Below are 17,239 nucleotides of genomic sequence, written 5' to 3'. Positions count from 1 at the left end.
AATGCCTCCTACTGCAATTTCCTGCGCATCTTACGTGAAAAGATGAAACCCGCTCCTATAAAGAAGACAAGTGCCATTACTTTCATGATAGGAATGATAAAAAGCTTACTGATGAGGAAGACAACGACTATATAATAGACCACCATTGCCAGTAAAAATAATGTCAGCTTATTCACGTGGCTCCCTACTTTCTTTGAATGCCGCCTCAATCGCGGCAAGTGCTTTTGGTCCCATTCCATGTAAATGAGCTAAAGTGGAAAGGTCAACGTTTTCCAGCTGTTTCAATTGTGTATAGCCTGCTGCTTGTAATGCACGAATTGCAGGTTTAGCTACTCCCTTTGGCCATTCTGTCATGTTTGCACTTCCCTTCACGAAAAATCTTCTCTGCCCTATTATGCAAGTGACGGCAAAGAAATGCAAATAAGTCAAAAAGATAGAATTTGAAACATGGAAAAGCAAGCAGTCATTAAATTAGTCAAACTATGAATACTCCAGCTCGTCATGATGGAGCCCCCGCTAACTCGCTCATTCATCCATCCCAACACATAGCCTGCTAGCCCGGTAGATAGTACAACTAACAAGATGATTGGAAATGGTAATACCGTCCATAACATAGCCCCATGGATACAGCCAAAAACGAGGCTTTGTAGCAAATTTCCGACCTGGAAACCAATTGACTTTGCCAGCCTTTTCAGTAAAAAACCACGGAACAAAAGCTCCTCTGATAAGCCAGTCTGAATCATCGCATACAGAAGAGCCGGTATAATCCCCGATAAGCAAAGGCCAGCAAATTGATGGGACGCTAATATGGAATTATCCATGTAAAAAAAGACGAGAGCGAAATTAGGCACCACTAATACAACAATAGCAAGCATATACAATATGGCATATTTCCCCTTATTGATAATAACTGGCCTATGAAATCCTAACCATTCGAGAAAAGTTTGTTCCTTTTTAGCTGTAAAACTCCACCAAACAAACGGTATGACTGAAAATAACATCACTTGCACAATTGCATTAATCATATTTTCTCCCCCTATTCATTACGTTAAGTGTAGAAGAAAGTGCTATTAAATTCAATAATAATTTAATGATAATCATTAAATTATTATTCTTTAATATTAAATATTAATCGTTTTACTTTAATTATAATAGGATAAGATTTCTTTGTTGTGCTTCGGTTAAATTTCATATATACTCAATTACAGACAATTAAGGTCTATAATATACGCAATATACATTGGAGGTCGTGACTATGAATACAAATTTATTAGAGAAGGCTCGCATTTATGAGCAAAGTACTCGTATCTCTGTACCAGCTTATGACACCCTGTTCACCATGACACAAGCCTATTTCCGAGCTCATTTAGGTGAGCAAGAAACTTCCCTGCTAATTGTAGGAGCTGGGGGCGGTAATGAGCTATCCGCATGGGGACCATCTAATCCAAACTGGACATTTACAGGTATAGACCCGTCTGAAGAGATGCTGCAAATTGCTCAGTTTAAAGCACAGCAATTAGCTATTGAAAATCGAGTTCAGCTTCTCTCAGGAACCATTGATACCTTGCCCTCCTCTCCATTCACCTATGATGCGGCTAGCTGTATCCTTGTGCTGCATTTTATTGAAGATAGACAGCAAAAACTTAACTTACTGCACAACATTCATGCGCAATTAAAGCCCGGCAAACCTTTTGTCCTAGCTTGTGCCTACGGTGATCGTAATAGTGACGAACTGCAAGATCGCATTAAAATCTGGCAAAGCTTCTTTTTAGAGGCTGGATATAAAAAAGCAAAAGTCGAAGATATGGGAAAAGTCATTATGAATATCTCTTTCCTATCCGATCAGGCCATTCAAGAATTATTGAAGGAGGCTGGATTTAAACAGATTACGCGCTTTTTCAGTTCAGGTCTTTTTGCTGGCTGGATGAGTCACGCCTAACCGTAAGACCCCGCCATTTAGCTCAAATGGCGGGGTCTTTCAACAAGTGAATTATAGAATTCATACAAAAATGACAGCGCCGTTTTTCACCAATAAATACTGTAATAATACACATGATCATCTATGGTCATTCCTACTTTTTCATAGAGCTTTTGTGCACTGACATTGTCCTTGGCTGTTTCGAGCATCATGTAACGAGCGTTCTCCTGCTGGCAATAGACGTAGCATTGGTCAATTAATGCTTTGGCCACCCCTTGTTTTCTGGCATATCCAGCCACAAATAAATCATTTAAAATAAATGCCTTTTTCATAGCTACGGAAGAAAAGATAGGAAATAACTGCGCAAAACCTACTGCTTCCCCATCCAAATATGCGAGAAAAATAATGGATTGCTCCTTTTCCACACGTTCTTGGATAAACTGCTCGGCTTGTATTAAATCAGTCGGTTGTCCATAAAACTCACGATAGGCATTAAATAACGGGACCACTTCCCTAATTGTTGCCTGTGTCACAGTACAAATATTCATATTCCACTCCCCATTTCAATTTATTTATCATTCTAGTATGATGGTAGTAGATTATCTGACATTTCAAAAGTGACAGTTCCAAACATTTCAACATGTCGAAGAGGTGCATGATGGACGATTTCATCTTTTTATTAACCGACAAAGAGGCCAAATATAAACAAATCTATCAGCAAATGAAGACTCTCATTATGGAGGGTACATTGAAAAAAAATGATTCCCTGCCTTCTATTCGGAAGCTAGCAGAAACATTACAGGTGAGCCGCAATACGACCTTAACGGCCTATGATCAGCTTGTGGCTGAGGGGTATATTCGTGGTGAAGGTAGGAAAGGGTATTTTGTAAATGCGTTGGAGCAAGTTTTCTTACAAGAGCAGCCACAGCCCATTCGATCGAAGCCACTAAAGGATACTTCTGCATTCCTTGTGAACTTCAAAGCAGGGGCTGTCGATCAACAACACTTTCCCATCAAGACGTGGCGTCAAATCGCCAATCAGGTTTTACAGGATTCCACTTGCTATCAATATGGTGAACTGTTTGGAGAACCTATGCTAAAAGAGCAGCTTGCCCAATATTTACTACAGGCAAGAGGGCTATATACCAATAATGAAAATATCATAATTGGAAGTAGTACACAGCAAATGCTTCTGTATCTTGGGTTTTTATTGAAGGGAAATTTCCCTAGCGTATTGCTGGAGGACCCAGGCTATGATGGGGCTCGAGAGGCATTTCAATTACATAACTTTGACATTGAGGCCTTACCTGTTTTCGAAGCAGGTGCACAGCTTGATATTTTAACAACTTGTCGCTCACGGCTATTGTATGTCACCCCATCACACCATTTTCCATACGGTGCCTCCATGAACATTCAACAGCGGCAAGCACTTATACAATGGGCTCAAAAAGTGAATGGCTATATCCTTGAGGATGATTATGATGGTGAATTTCGTTATACACAACAGCCATTCCCTGCCCTTGCCTCTATCGATCCCTCTCGGGTCATTTATTTAGGCACATTTTCGAAATCCTTTTTACCAGGCATACGAATAAGCTATATGGTGTTACCAACTGCCCTTATGCAGCCTTATAAAGAAAAATTTGCTCATTTTGAACAAAATGCATCCACTCTACATCAACGCACAATGGCCCACTTTATGGCCCAAGGCGAATGGACCCGCCATATTAAAAGAATGCGCCTAACCTATAAACAAAAAATGCATTGCCTTGTGCAGGAGCTACAACAACAATTTGGGGAGCAAATCACGGTTTTAGGTGAACAATCAGGACTCTATATTTTGGTGAAAATAAAGTCATCCCTCTCGGAACAACAGCTAATCCAACAAGCCGAGTCCCATGGGGTAAAAGTTTATCCAACCAGCCCGTTTTTTCTCCATCAAGCCAGTATAGAACCGATGCTACAGCTAGGCTTTAGTAAATTAACAATGGAAGAAATTAAATTAGGTGTCCAACTGCTTAAAAAAGCATGGTCCTTATAAATAGCACCTCGTTCGTACATTGCGTTCAATAAAAAGGACCATCCATTTTGATGGTCCTTTTTCTTCTTGAATTTTATGGTTTCAAAACATTTCTAACAAACAATTGCTTATTTTTGTGTGCGATTACACTGACTATCGCCAGTAAGAGCCCCGAAATCACGAAAACCATTCTAACTCCTACTAAATCTGCTATTATCCCCATTACAAGAGAGCCAATGCCGAAAATTCCAGTTCCGATAGCACCTAATGAGGTATAAACAGTTGACAACTGTTCTTTTGATACACTGGTTTGTATCACTGTTTGTTGAGGTATTTGTTTAATTTGTCCAAAAAGCCCTACACAAAATGATAAAAGTAAGGAAATCATCGGAATGCTGTTTATGCTAAATACTATTGTCAATATGAAACTTGCAAAGGAGCCGACAAAAATATAGGTGCCTATTTTCTTTTCTACAACAGAAGAAAATTTTATACAATAAGCACTTCCTAAAATCAGACCTAAAAAGTTGGCTCCATTTATAAATCCCCACCACTTTTCATCAACGTTCAAAGCGTCGTTGACAAACACATATAAAATAGCGGCTATCCAAACTGTTGCAGCAATGGTATCTAAAAATTCTATCCAAGCAATCCTTTTTAAAACTGGCGTATTTGATAAAGTTTGCCAACCCTCTTTCATCTTTTCTAGTTTCCCTTTTGTCTCCGTCGATTCATGACTGTTTACATTTTCTAAAAGGCTAAGTAATAGGCTTGCCCATACAAATAAACATCCAACTAACCAAATCAGTTGTTGAGAGCTCATAATCAGTAATAATGAACTTCCTACGAACCACATACCTGCTTGAATGACCTGCGTAATAGTTTCGGAAATCCCATTAGCTTGAAGTAGCTGTTCAGGTTTAACGTAGTGTGGAGTCAATGTCTGTCTTATTGGATTTGCACATCCATCAAAAAAAGCAATTAACCCTATGATTAAAAAGATAAAATAATAATTAGCTGCTGATAATCCCATTACCAGAAATCCTAGAATAAAGAGTAACATGGTTTTTGCGATTTGTGACCCAGCAAGTAACCATTTAAGATTTAGCTTCTCCACTAAAAGAGGTGTCAGCATACTGGATATGAACATAGAGGAAGCAATCGTAAATGGTACAAACGATGCTGCAATTGCAGAATCCGTCAACAAGAAAATCGTACTTATAACACTGACTATATATAATACATCGCCTATATTAGCGAGTGATTGACCTAATAGTAATAAAGAAAAATTTCTATTCAATTTCATTTTATATCCCCCGATATTACATTCGAATTTTGGCTTAAACGGGGAATATTAGATTGGACTATTCATGAAACTTTGACTCCTTTCATCTAGCGGATAAATCTGGGGGATATCGATTTATCACAAGTTTTTTATCATCCATACAAATTTAATTGAATTATAGCATTGTTTGTTTTAACATTACACATCTACAGTAATTTATTACCATATCCTAAGTTTATTCCATAACTAATCGTTCTTAAGCTAAGCCGCTTCATTGTTCAATATATAAAAAAGAGCTGTCTAAACAGCTCTTTCATCTTTAATAAGGCACACAGTTAGTTTAACAAGGCGAGATAGTCAAAGCATAATAAACGAAACTTAATTTCTGACCGTTCATTTCGAATTTTTCACTACTAGTCGTTATTTTCTCAAAACCATTTTTCTCTAAAACTCTTTGAGAAGCTATGTTATTTGTTGTTGTTTCCGCTTTAATCTGTTTTATGTCTTCATCAGTTATTGTTTCGATTAATATTTCCAATGCTTTATTAGCAATTCCTTTTCCAGCATGTTCTTGACCCACCCTATAACCGAGATGACCGATCTTAAAAAATCTATCAATATCTACTAAGTTTATTCTTCCTAGAATAGAACTATCTTGATCTTTAATTAAATAAAAATATGACCTTCCTTGAGCTTGTTCTTCAAGTAAAGCTTCGTGTCTTTTTTTAAAAATCTCAGGGTTATAGTATTCATCTCCACGAGTAGGCACCGTCTCTTCGAAAAATGCTCTGTTTTCAAGTTCAAATTTATACAATCCTTCGGCATCTGTCACTTGTAATCTTTCAATATATATATCCATGTTATATAAGCTCCATTCCAATAGGTTCTACTCTTTCCTTGAAAAATCCCTTTATTTTTTATCTCTTATTTCTTCCAGTATTTCGATGACACGATTGTTTTGTTTTTCAATAGATTTCAATCTTTTTTCCATTATACTTGAAGAGAAAAACACAATGAGTACAATAGCTATTCCGACAAATAAATCCATTTCTATTCCCCCTTCTATATCCATGTTTGTCTATGTATATAAAGTTACATCCTTGTTTAAATGTGCAGTGCCTGATGATAATTAAAAGCTGAACTAATGTAAAAATTAGTTCAGCTCCATAACCGTTTCCACCTGTTTAGAAATAATCAATGAATGTCGGTATGCCAACGGGTAATAGGTCCTCTAGTAAGGCAATTTCCTCCGCACGTCCCTGTAACCGTTCAATTTTCTCTAAATACCTTGGGCGTTTATAGCCTAGCAGCATAGTGGCCAAGGTTTGCACCGTTAAATGGACAGCATTATCATTTAATGTCTCGCTCACCTTATGGACAGACAGCTTACCATCTACCATTTTGATGATGAATGTACCATTATTCCAAGCGACAATCCGATCCGTTACGGCTAGCTGAAGCTCAAAGTTTTGACTGACAAATGGATAGCGTAATAAAAACTCTTTCACATCAACAATTCTCGCCATAAAATAAGGAGAGACCTTTTGAATAATCTCACTATCCTCTAATAGAAACGCTACTGCTTCATTACCTGTCGTTTTCCCATAGACATTATAAATCATGGAACTATGGGCAGAGACAAAATTCCATAACCCTTTACGTGCTTCCTCCTGTAAATAGACGATTTCATCAATATAATAATTTTCCTCCATAATACGATAAAACATGTAGCCCTGCGCCACATCTCCTTCATCGTAGTAGACGGCAGCCTGAAGGTTAACATCACTGTCAATAAATTTCTCTTCCCAGAAATCCTCCTGGAATTTCTCATTCCAGGCAATACTATTTCGCACCATTACACCATGTGTTTTTTCGGCATATCGGGCGTAGATATCGACAACATCCTGATGTTTCGGATCGACACGACGAATTTTTCCATTGAGTCCGGAATAATGCGGAAGCTGTGTATCCTTCACCTGAAATTCTACGATATCACTCATAATTTCCCATCCCTTTTTTCGGTAATAAGGAATCGAATATGGGAATAAATAGGATATGCATTGTCCCTCGTTGCGCATACTTTGTAGGCTTTCAATAATCAAGCTCTCCATCAAGCCATGGCCCGAATACTCTGGGTAGGTGCCAACTGCAGTAATCCCCCCCATTTCATAAATCTTCCCATGGACATTGACCTCAAAAGGCAAACTTAATATTTGCGATACTAAATGTGAGCCATCAAACCATCCGATAGCATGTCCCTCATTAAATTGTCTACTTTTTGCATTCACAAAACGACGGTCCTTATGAATAGACATCGACATTTGAAAGACATAATTCAATAAATCAATGGATTGTGCCATTTCATCCAATCGAATTTCTCGCATGACTAAGCCTTTTCGTTGATTCATGATTCCCTCTCCTCATCAAATAACTCACTTAAAATAGTTTGTGGTGCATCTAAAAACCGCTTGGTGACAATGTAATGAATGGAATCCTTATAGCGGATCGTTTCAATTTCTCCATTGTCAAAGCTATAAATCGTTGCATTTGGATAACCGAGTAAAATAGGCGAATGTGTAGCAATAATAAATTGTGCCTCATGCTCAAGGTCCTTCATAATTTTTAACAAGCTTAACTGCCTTGTTGGAGACAATGCTGCCTCAGGCTCATCCAATAAATAAATGGCTCTACCTTTAAAGCGATTCATAAATAAAGCAAGAAAAGACTCCCCGTGGGATTGGTGATGTAGAGATTTTCCACCAAAAGCATTATATCTCCTTGGATCTTCTATCAAATCAATATGACTGGCAAATTGATAAAATGTTTCGGATCGAAGAAAAAAACCATTTGAAATTTTCGGCATCCACGACAGACGGATATATTCACCCAGTGAAGATTCTGCCTTATGTACTTCATACAGATTTTGGCGGCCACCACCTGCCGTATTAAAATCGCACCGATCTGCAATGGCTTCCAGTAATGTTGATTTTCCCGAACCATTTTCCCCTACGAAGAATGTCACATTTGTCGGAAACTCCAACTCCTGCAAATCCTGCAAGCTTGGGATATTAAAAGGATACATTTGATTATTGGGAATCGTATCCTGTAGCATCTTACATGATTTTAAATACATTTTATTTCCTCCTTTCTTTTATTATAACGAACAATGCCTCTGCTGAAACGTCATCACACTACCTCTTTTATGAAAAAGAATCAAGAATAGTCAAACAAATCATATAGTCACTATTTTTTCAATGAAAGTTCACAGCTGAAATAGTGAAAAATTGAGCGTTCTCAGTCCCACTCAACACCGCCATTATGTAAGAGGTATTTCCCGAGAAATAAATAAAAAACATGTCGAAAATCGCAATTTCATTTCGTAAAATTATGTCATATTTTTGATTTTCATAAAATTAAGTGGCAGCAAGTTTTTCCTATGAATGATATTTTCCAATTATGAAGAGTGTAATTTCCCAGCAATATTCAACGGAGTTCTATGATTATTCCCTAAATAATTAGCATTCTTACAGGCAAGGTCCCTTACATGCTGTTTGAGTAACAATTTTTCTCCGTACACCTATTTCCATCCATAAAAGTTCTAGATACTAGGCTCCCCTCATAAATTGAGTAACAATCAAATGTTAGAAGGAGAAGAACGATGTTTGTTACTCATTATTATGAAAATAAAACGTCCGTCTTAAGCCAATTGCTCGTCAAGCTCCCTGCCATCGAAGAGGATATTCGAATTAAAGGGCGTAAAGCCAAAGTAACTGAAGTACTTCAAATTGACGTCAACCAATATCATGTGAAGATTATTTTTGAAAAAATTCCTAAAAAACAACCTCTTAAAGATTTAGGAAAGAAAAAGAGATAATCCATACGTTTATTTCCAACAAATTCGGGAATATCCATACTACTATTGCGAATTATTCTCAGCCTATTATTTCTTCAAACAAATTTGTTGACATTTTAATTGATAACAATTATCATTATCAATAGATTATTTCTTTTCTCCAAATTGCTTATTTCAGAATCCCCCTCTTTTTTGAATAAGCATGTATCAAACGGATATTCTTACATCAGACTAAGAGTATCCGTTTTTATCTGTATATATGGAGGATTTTTACATACTAAAGGAGCTGTTTGACATGGATTATCGTATTGAAAAAGACACTATGGGTGAAATTAAAGTACCTGCTGATAAAATTTGGGGTGCGCAAACACAGCGCAGTAAAGAAAATTTCCAAATTGGTACGGAACATATGCCAATTGAGCTTGTGCAGGCCATGGCTATTTTAAAGAAAAGTGCAGCAATCGCTAACAACAAACTAGGCAAACTTTCAGCTATTAAAGCGAATGCAATCGTACAGGCTGCAGATGAAGTTTTAAATGGACAATGGGACGATCAATTCCCATTAGTTGTTTGGCAAACTGGTAGTGGTACACAATCAAACATGAATGTTAATGAGGTCATTGCACACCGTGCGAACCAACTATTACAAGACGCTGGCGAGGCAGACCGCATTCATCCAAATGATGATGTTAATAAATCACAAAGCTCGAATGATACATTCCCTACTGCATTGCATATTGCCGCAGTTTTAAAAGTGGAAGATTACTTATTACCACGACTTCGTTTATTAAAATCTACTTTGGAAGACAAAGCAGCTCAATTTAAAGATATTATTAAAATTGGCCGTACGCATTTACAGGATGCAACACCTCTTACATTAGGTCAGGAAATTAGCGGCTGGGCAGCTATGCTGGCAAAATCGGAGCACATGATTCTTCAAAATATCGACTATATGAAAGAGCTTGCAATTGGTGGAACAGCGGTTGGTACTGGCATCAATGCTCATCCAGAATTTGGGGATCGTGTTGCAGCGGAAATTAGTGAGCTAACAGGTAAACCATTCACCTCTGCAGCGAATAAATTCCATGCCTTAACAAGCCATGATGAAGCCGTTGTTGCGCATGGTGCTCTTAAAGCTTTAGCGGCTGATTTAATGAAAATTGCGAATGACGTTCGTTGGCTTGCAAGTGGGCCACGCTCAGGGATTGGTGAAATCACGATTCCAGAAAATGAACCAGGTTCTTCTATTATGCCTGGTAAAGTAAACCCTACCCAAAGTGAAGCGATGACAATGGTAGTTACTCAAGTAGTAGGTAATGACGCAACGATTGCTTTCGCAGCATCTCAAGGGAATTTTGAACTAAACGTCTTTAAGCCCGTAATCATTTATAACTTCTTACAATCAACTCGCCTATTAGCAGATACAATGAAATCATTTAATGACCATTGTGCAATTGGCATTGAGCCAAATAAAGAAGTGCTTGATCATAACTTACAAAACTCATTAATGCTTGTAACAGCATTAAATCCATATATCGGCTATGAAAACGCAGCAAAAATTGCGAAAAAAGCTCATAAAGAAGGTACTACATTAAAAGCAGCAGCTATCGCAAGTGGTCTGCTTACAGAAGAACAATTTGATGAATATGTAGATCCAGCTACGATGATTTATCCGAATGTAAAATAAAAGCAATGCACGTTGACTACTCAATGCCTTTAAAATATTGATATATCATCGTCATCGTTTTTGTTAATGAGTTCCCCTGCTCACCTAGCAAGTTTATGTATATTAAAGCTTGTTTCTGGGTTCAAGTGGGCTAGATTGGGGCTAATAAAAATAAGGCGAGCGTGTGTACAGAAATATGTAAGTAAGAAAGATTGGAGCAAATTGCTTCAATCTTTCTTTTTTTATACTAACACAACAAATTAGTTGTACAAAGTATAGGTGTACAATATGAAAATGAACTGAAAACTGGAGCGACAAAGTATCTCCTATCCAGGTTTCAGTTCATAAGTGATAAATTATTATGAATAGTTACTTATAATATTTTTGTGATGAAGTAAATCATTAGTACAAACGATAGTTTATCATCGAGTAAATACTAATCTTTCATTACATATTTTTGTACGGTTGGCCGCCCTTTATACAAAACTCCTGTATAGATGTTTAGGATATCATTGTTTGTTGAAATGTAAAAATTACCATAAGATATCAATTCTAAACTTAAAGGAATAATTGTTTCTGCTTCCAGCGTAATTTCATCATTTTTAACTATATAATATTTAACTTCTAATTCGTATCCGGACTTACCATATACATTCAAATAAACAGTATAAAACCCATCTTTGGCACGTGCATACTTTGTATTCGTGCCTTTTTCAAAATAGTAAGGTTTCATTGCCCCACTTTCTTCCCAAATCATATCATTTGCAACTAGATCAACAGCAAGTGCTTCTTCATTTCTCTTTGAACTAATATATCCCCACGTTTCAATGTACAATCTTGATGCTTCTTCATCAAGGAAAACAACCTCGAACTCAGGCATAGCGTTTGTTACTTCAAATGTGAATGGTACCTTTCCTTCTCCATCAATAATAGAACATGATGATGATTTGCAATCTAAAAAGTAAAATCCATTATCTAATCCTGGAATTATTTTTACATTAGTTATTTTACTTTCACTTATTATTTTTGATTCAATTTCACCCTTTTCATCTACTATGATGCTTAATAGCTTTTGATTTGCATCTCTATTCATAAAATCATCTTCTGCTATAAGAAGTAGCGAATTTTCGTTAAATCCAAATCCTTCATCTCTAATACGATATTCATCACCAATAATCGAAGCAAGATTAATGAGTTTTTCTTTAACTATAAATTTATCATCCTTTAAAATAGAAACGTACAATGCTTTAGATTCTATGCTAGGTTCTTTATAAGGATAAAAAGTTAATATATATGTAAGGTCATCTTTGACTGCTATATGTGTGTAGTCTGAATGCAAGGCAATATCTGACAATGTATCTGAACCAAGCTGTTCAGTCTTGGAATCTATCACTAATTCACCTTGATTTGAACTTTGAGATTCCTCTTCCATTGGTTTATTTACTTCTACTTCATCTACAATTTTCTCAATCTCTTTCTCCGAAATGTTACTTATGTCTTCTTTACTTCCACACGCTGTTAGAAACAACGCTACTGATATCCCGAATATTATTCTTTTCATCATACCATATCTCCCATTTGAAAATTTTTGAACATGTACATTATACCAGCCAAAAATGGTTCTTACTACCTTTTCAAGAATTTGTTCGTAAATTAATTAATTTGAAAATACCTCCCATTAAAATGGTCTAGCCTTCTGTGTAAAACTAGATTTTTATTATTAATTAATCATAAAATTCAATTTTGACTGGATAATCATGGAAGAAATCAAATCTGATTCAAATATATGAATACAAAATAAATTACAAATTGAAAGAAAAAAACGTATTGATTCATACAGATTATGTTCTTCAAGAAATGGGGGAACACACTATAATAGTATTTATAGCTATCGTTTTGGGCTAAATAGGTAAAAGGATTGGGGTATGTCCCCAATCCTTTTATTTGTCACGAACGTTGGTTATGATTTTTCTATATTGATTAGAGAATAAATATATGTATCATAAGGCACATTATTTTGATGCACATATTTCTTTAATAAGCCTTCTTTTTCGAAGCCTACTTTTGTTAATAGCTTGTTAGAAGCATCATTTTCTGTGAAAACGATGGCTCCTATCCGCAATAACCCCATCTCTTGAAAGCCAAACGAAATTACTTGATCCAGTGCCTCTCGTGCGTAGCCTTTTCCCCAACTGTCAGGGAAAAGGGCATAACTGATTTCAGCTTTCTTATGCTCTGTTGACCATTCTTGAAATCCAATAGTACCTATTAGACCTTCTCGCCCCTTTAGTTCTATCCCCCATTTAATGCCTTGTTGTTCCTCATAGTTTTTTGAAAAACGATGAATGATTTGTTTTACTTGGTCTAAACTCGTTAATGGATTTTGACCGTAATGACGTAAGACGTCGGGGTTAGAAAAGCAATTTAAAATAGCTTGCGCGTCAATTTCTGTAATCTCTCGTAATACTAAACGATCCGTATTTAAAGTCGGAAACATGTGGCCACCTCTTTCAAGTATGTTATATCTTCCATATTTTATATGAAAAGAGCGAAGATTGCTTGATTTATTTTTTAGTAAACACTATGGTTATTTAAGTTTTATTTTTTGAATTTCAGCAACAAATATTGATTCTTCCGCTATTTTCACATATTGATAGGTAGATTCCTTCAAATAGCCTTCTTTGTTTAAATACTCTTTTAGGTCTGACTTTCTCTCAAATATTTTTTCGTTGATCTGTTGCTCGTAATCCTGCTCATCATTCCCTTTAGTAATGGTCATCAAATAAATTTTCGTCATGCCCATCTCCCCCTTAGTTCATGCCATACTGATGCTAATCATAAAAAAACCCTGTCAGTGGACAGGGCGTCAGCAACGAAGCTGTTGATATCGTAAAAATATAAGTATTGATGGACCAACGTCTAAACTATTGATGAACATGACCATTCCGTTCAACATTTTCTTTTGAATTGGCTGAATGTTCATCGGTTTTAAACGACGGTTTGTCCGTTTCTTTTCATTTGGCTTGCTACCGTAATATGTTCACGGTAATAGCCGTTGCTTTGATCGTTTGATGTTGCGGTGGTGTTTTGGGTTCCATATACAATGTTGTGTAATACGCATCCGCAATAACAATCAAGTAAATAATTAACAGTAATCGTTTTGTTCAATGGCTCAAAAATTTCAGTTCTCCCTTTTCGAATCTAATCTGTTCCTACTAATTCATACGAACAGCGTAGAAAAAGGTTTCAACTATTTTTAGGGAGACAAATTTGCCTCCCTTTCCCCCCTAAACTACTACCACCATCATTTTCCCAACGATCGATATCCCAATGATCCTGATCTTTTTCTCTGCTTCTCGGAACGAATGCCAACTCCCTCACCCTTTTCAAACGTTCTTATCTAGTTTATGAAAAGATACGGGTTTTCGTTCATCGTAAAATAGGCTTAATTTTAAACCCTAAGGCAATCGCCGCTCCGATACAACTGGATAGACAGCCCACGATCAAGTAAATGCTTACTGTAGATTCACCAATCAGAACAGAGGCAATGCCGCCAATAACAGGAAATAATGCGACCATATAGCCACTTTTTGCTCCGCCAATCGTTTCGACTAGCTTTAAATAAAATAGCCAGGCAAGAAACGAGGCAATAACTGTTAAATACAGCAATGCCGATAGATATGTAATGGATGTCGGAATCATCATTTTTTGTCCTTCCATCCAAACAATTCCACACATGACTACACTACCTACAGCAAAACCAATCGCATTGGCATAAATCGGGTCAATTTGGCGCTTCGCATTTCTGGCAGAACTAGCATCACCGATTGCTGTCAGTAGCGTTCCTAAAAACGCAATGAGAATCCCTTTGAAATCAGCGAATCCTGAAAAACTATGTAAAGTTGGATAGATTAATACACCCACTCCTATAATGCCTAAAATACCCCCAAGAAGAACACGGCGATGTAACGGCTCTTTCAGAAAAATTCGTAAAGCAATAGGCGTTAATATCACTTTTAATGAAAAAATTAACGTGACCATCGCTGCTGAGCTTAGCATCGTCGCGTAATACAAACATAAATAACTGAATGCAAAATTACACACTCCAAAAACAATGATAAAGGGGATATCCTGCTTTTGTGGTTTACCCTGTGGTTTCATCAACCAAGCAAGGATTAAAAATAACAGAGCTGTTATGACTAAACGATAGGTTAACGATAATTCTAAACTAACGGGGGTCCCTTGTATTTTTACGGCAATAAAATTAAGACCCCAAACGATTAAACAAAATATATACATAAAATTCGTCATACTGTAAATTCCTCTAACTTCCCTATGCCTTCCATCTGCCCATCAAGATAGTGTGATAGTATTGTCCATCTGAAAGGCGCTTATCATTTTTCAAAATACCTTCCACTTCAAAGCCACATTTTTGATAAAGCTGAACGGCTTTGTCATTGGATTCTAACACTTCCAGCGCCATTTTCTGAATACCATTAGCATCTGCCCAGTCGATCGATACTTGCATCAGGGCTTTACCAATGCCGTACCCCCAAAAATCCTTCCTGACACCCACACCAAAAATAACCTTATGGGCAAGCCTTATCAATGTAGAGCCTTCACACCTTGAGTATCCTACAAGTTGATCATCAACGACTGCTACTAAACATAGATTTTTAGGGCTTGCTAGGTCATTGGAAATGAGCTGCTCGAATCCTGCTCGATCAATGAAGCCCTCCCCTTGTGCTCGGTCAAAGTTTTCCGTTTCACCATCTAATTGTAAACGTAGATCTGACAAGGCTTGTGCATCATTCCGTTCGGCACAGCGGACCGTATAGGACAATTCTTTATATTGATAGTCTCTCCTATTATTCAGCATGCTGGAACTCCGCAACTGGCTGAATTCGTACAAATCGATTGCGCCAAATACATTCATGGTGCTGAATGATTTGTGGCGCTGCGAGAACATCATTAGATAATGTACTATGAGCCTCCTCCACTAAAATATTGTGATGATAGCCATGACTGAAAGCACTACGAATCGTTGTATCAAGGCAAAACTCCGTTTGTGCACCAGCAAATATTAATTGCTCAATATGTTGCTCCTGCAAGTATTGGGCAAGCTCAGTTTGATAAAAGGCGTCCCATGTTGGTTTTTGAATCACCTTATCCTCCGTTTGTCGTTGAAGACCATGATATAGCTCCCATCCAGGCTGACCGTAAGCGAAGTCTACATCCTCGGCATCCGTATGCTGAATAAAAATAATAGGTACTTCATTGTAGCGCGCCCATGCAATTAACGAATTAATAGTATTGATAACCATTTCGTCATTCCATAGATTTTGTTGGCTGTCTAAAAAGAAGGCCTCTTGTATATCGATAATGATTAGAGCTTGTTTCATAGGATTCTCCTTTATTTGCGACTTTTTCTTCATTATTGTACTGAATTTTGTATTGGAAGAAAATATAAAAAAGAAGTACCTAGCGATTTGCTAGATACTTCAACGTCTTTATTTCATTAATTCTTCAACAAATTCAACCGACACATATGTTTTACCATTCTCTAATAAAGCAGGTGCTACGTCAAATTGGCGAATCGCTTTATTATAGCCATATTCTTTTTGACCACGAGTAATTGTGTAGGAAACAGCACCTTTAGAAATAATTGCACCTTTAGGCGTTACTTCAACTTCAAAGCCAAGCTTTTCTACGATTAATCGTAAAGGAACCATTTTTGTCCCTTCTACTTCATAAAAATCTTTTTGAATAATCTCTTCAATGGCACCATGATCTGGTGTTGGTTCAGGCGTTGGCACTGGGTCCACTTCAACTGGCTCTTCCTTCTCAATATTATCTAACACGATAACCTTTGAAGGTGGTGTTTGGGCAGGAATACTCATTGTTGCGATTGTGTAGAACACTACTAAGTGCTGCTCTTCTAAATCACTAGCTTTTAGCTCTTTGCCAGAAACACTTTCAATTTTTGTGTCTTCCCCCACATTTAATTTCAAATAATTGTCCGTATCGATTAAGTTTTTATCGAAGTAATCGACTTCCACACTGCCCATATTATCTTTTTCTACAATAATTACTTCTGGGTTATATTGTGGCGGATAAATAGCAAGCATAGGCTTTTTCGCATAAGAGTAAGCTGACACCTTATCCCCTTTTTGAAGCTTCACTTCTTTCCCCATATTGTCGAATACTAATGAATCTTTATCGGCAACCACAATATTCGTCTGTTCGCCTTCTACCACCGTATAGTAGGTTGCGTTGTCACGGACATCAACATTTTCAACTTTTCCAGTTACTTTAACAAAAACTGGCTGAGCTTGTTGCTCGTTAGTTTCTGAAGTATTCACAACAGCCTCAACCTCGCTCGCTGATGCAGTTGGAACGCCCATTGCGCTCCCTACTAATAATGCTGTCATAGCAAATGGTACGACCTTCGTCATTTTCATACAAAAAGCATCTCCTTCATTTCACGAATTCATAGA

Annotated in this window: 20 protein-coding genes; 4 read left to right on the top strand and 16 right to left on the bottom strand. The window is 37.1% G+C overall.

Annotation, left to right across the window (positions count from 1 at the left end; translation table 11 throughout):
* Positions 1 to 8 precede the first annotated feature (8 nt).
* From KVT27_RS06165 to KVT27_RS06155, 3 genes are all read right to left on the bottom strand, one after another.
* A complete protein-coding gene (locus KVT27_RS06165; protein ID WP_008175876.1) occupies positions 9 to 176 on the bottom strand; it encodes a hypothetical protein in 168 nt (55 codons plus the stop codon).
* A complete protein-coding gene (locus KVT27_RS06160) occupies positions 169 to 354 on the bottom strand; it encodes a helix-hairpin-helix domain-containing protein (RefSeq protein ID WP_036125271.1) in 186 nt (61 codons plus the stop codon). Before KVT27_RS06160 ends, KVT27_RS06165 begins: the two co-directional genes overlap by 8 nt.
* Positions 355 to 425: 71 nt before the next feature.
* Positions 426 to 1,025 carry a CPBP family intramembrane glutamic endopeptidase gene (locus tag KVT27_RS06155; protein ID WP_217580941.1) on the bottom strand — a complete coding sequence of 200 codons (600 nt, stop codon included), beginning with the start codon at positions 1,023 to 1,025 and terminating at the stop codon, positions 426 to 428.
* Between the two features lie 230 nt (positions 1,026 to 1,255).
* Here KVT27_RS06155 and KVT27_RS06150 point away from each other — a divergent pair, with 230 nt between their 5' ends.
* The gene (locus KVT27_RS06150; protein WP_217580940.1) at positions 1,256 to 1,939 is read left to right on the top strand and encodes a class I SAM-dependent methyltransferase; all 684 of its coding nucleotides are present in this window, start codon (positions 1,256 to 1,258) and stop codon (positions 1,937 to 1,939) included.
* Between the two features lie 86 nt (positions 1,940 to 2,025).
* Here KVT27_RS06150 and KVT27_RS06145 read toward each other — a convergent pair whose 3' ends face one another.
* Entirely contained in the window at positions 2,026 to 2,466 is a 441-nt protein-coding gene (locus tag KVT27_RS06145) for a GNAT family N-acetyltransferase (RefSeq protein WP_036125262.1), read from the bottom strand.
* 110 nt (positions 2,467 to 2,576) lie between these two features.
* On the opposite strand from KVT27_RS06145, the gene pdxR reads away from it, so the two are divergent.
* Positions 2,577 to 3,959 (top strand): MocR-like pyridoxine biosynthesis transcription factor PdxR, encoded by a 1,383-nt coding sequence (gene pdxR, locus KVT27_RS06140; protein ID WP_150907840.1) that lies wholly within the window; start codon positions 2,577 to 2,579, stop codon positions 3,957 to 3,959.
* Positions 3,960 to 4,032: 73 nt separating this feature from the next.
* Here the strand turns inward: pdxR and KVT27_RS06135 are convergent, their stop codons facing one another.
* The 5 genes from KVT27_RS06135 to KVT27_RS06115 form a co-directional block, all read right to left on the bottom strand.
* Positions 4,033 to 5,244, bottom strand: coding sequence for an MFS transporter (locus tag KVT27_RS06135; RefSeq protein WP_036125260.1), 1,212 nt, complete (start codon positions 5,242 to 5,244; stop codon positions 4,033 to 4,035).
* 319 nt (positions 5,245 to 5,563) lie between these two features.
* A complete protein-coding gene (locus KVT27_RS06130; protein ID WP_036125257.1) occupies positions 5,564 to 6,082 on the bottom strand; it encodes a GNAT family N-acetyltransferase in 519 nt (172 codons plus the stop codon).
* Positions 6,083 to 6,133: 51 nt separating this feature from the next.
* A complete protein-coding gene (locus tag KVT27_RS06125; RefSeq protein ID WP_191967742.1) occupies positions 6,134 to 6,271 on the bottom strand; it encodes a hypothetical protein in 138 nt (45 codons plus the stop codon).
* Positions 6,272 to 6,407: 136 nt separating this feature from the next.
* Positions 6,408 to 7,631 (bottom strand): GNAT family N-acetyltransferase, encoded by a 1,224-nt coding sequence (locus tag KVT27_RS06120; RefSeq protein ID WP_036146221.1) that lies wholly within the window; start codon positions 7,629 to 7,631, stop codon positions 6,408 to 6,410.
* Entirely contained in the window at positions 7,628 to 8,356 is a 729-nt protein-coding gene (locus tag KVT27_RS06115; RefSeq protein WP_036146223.1) for an AAA family ATPase, read from the bottom strand. Before KVT27_RS06115 ends, KVT27_RS06120 begins: the two co-directional genes overlap by 4 nt.
* A 525-nt stretch (positions 8,357 to 8,881) precedes the next feature.
* Here KVT27_RS06115 and KVT27_RS06110 point away from each other — a divergent pair.
* Both KVT27_RS06110 and fumC read left to right on the top strand, forming a co-directional pair.
* The gene (locus KVT27_RS06110) at positions 8,882 to 9,097 is read left to right on the top strand and encodes a hypothetical protein (RefSeq protein ID WP_036125249.1); all 216 of its coding nucleotides are present in this window, start codon (positions 8,882 to 8,884) and stop codon (positions 9,095 to 9,097) included.
* A 274-nt stretch (positions 9,098 to 9,371) separates the two neighbouring features.
* Positions 9,372 to 10,763: a class II fumarate hydratase gene (gene fumC, locus KVT27_RS06105; protein ID WP_036146224.1), complete on the top strand. Its 1,392-nt coding sequence runs from the start codon at positions 9,372 to 9,374 to the stop codon at positions 10,761 to 10,763.
* A gap of 415 nt (positions 10,764 to 11,178) precedes the next feature.
* On the opposite strand, the gene KVT27_RS06100 is transcribed toward fumC, so the two are convergent.
* From KVT27_RS06100 to KVT27_RS06070, 7 genes are all read right to left on the bottom strand, one after another.
* Entirely contained in the window at positions 11,179 to 12,303 is a 1,125-nt protein-coding gene (locus KVT27_RS06100) for a hypothetical protein (RefSeq protein ID WP_161785545.1), read from the bottom strand.
* Positions 12,304 to 12,702: 399 nt separating this feature from the next.
* On the bottom strand, positions 12,703 to 13,239 hold the full coding sequence (locus KVT27_RS06095; protein ID WP_217580939.1) for a GNAT family N-acetyltransferase: 537 nt from the start codon (positions 13,237 to 13,239) through the stop codon (positions 12,703 to 12,705).
* A 90-nt stretch (positions 13,240 to 13,329) separates the two neighbouring features.
* Positions 13,330 to 13,539 carry a hypothetical protein gene (locus KVT27_RS06090; protein ID WP_036125242.1) on the bottom strand — a complete coding sequence of 70 codons (210 nt, stop codon included), beginning with the start codon at positions 13,537 to 13,539 and terminating at the stop codon, positions 13,330 to 13,332.
* 632 nt (positions 13,540 to 14,171) lie between these two features.
* A complete protein-coding gene (locus KVT27_RS06085) occupies positions 14,172 to 15,053 on the bottom strand; it encodes a DMT family transporter (protein ID WP_036125240.1) in 882 nt (293 codons plus the stop codon).
* Between the two features lie 22 nt (positions 15,054 to 15,075).
* Positions 15,076 to 15,621, bottom strand: a complete 546-nt coding sequence (locus KVT27_RS06080) for a GNAT family N-acetyltransferase (RefSeq protein ID WP_217580938.1) — start codon at positions 15,619 to 15,621, stop codon at positions 15,076 to 15,078.
* On the bottom strand, positions 15,611 to 16,144 hold the full coding sequence (locus KVT27_RS06075; RefSeq protein WP_217580937.1) for a cysteine hydrolase family protein: 534 nt from the start codon (positions 16,142 to 16,144) through the stop codon (positions 15,611 to 15,613). Before KVT27_RS06075 ends, KVT27_RS06080 begins: the two co-directional genes overlap by 11 nt.
* A gap of 108 nt (positions 16,145 to 16,252) precedes the next feature.
* On the bottom strand, positions 16,253 to 17,203 hold the full coding sequence (locus KVT27_RS06070) for a stalk domain-containing protein (protein WP_217580936.1): 951 nt from the start codon (positions 17,201 to 17,203) through the stop codon (positions 16,253 to 16,255).
* Between the last annotated feature and the right edge of the window lie 36 nt (positions 17,204 to 17,239).

This window comes from Lysinibacillus sp. GbtcB16 (genome assembly GCF_019091145.1).
Taxonomy (GTDB): Bacteria; Bacillota; Bacilli; order Bacillales_A; family Planococcaceae; genus Lysinibacillus; species Lysinibacillus fusiformis.
The sequence above is the reverse complement of the archived record's forward strand: the minus strand, read 5'-3'. Positions and strand labels throughout refer to the sequence as shown.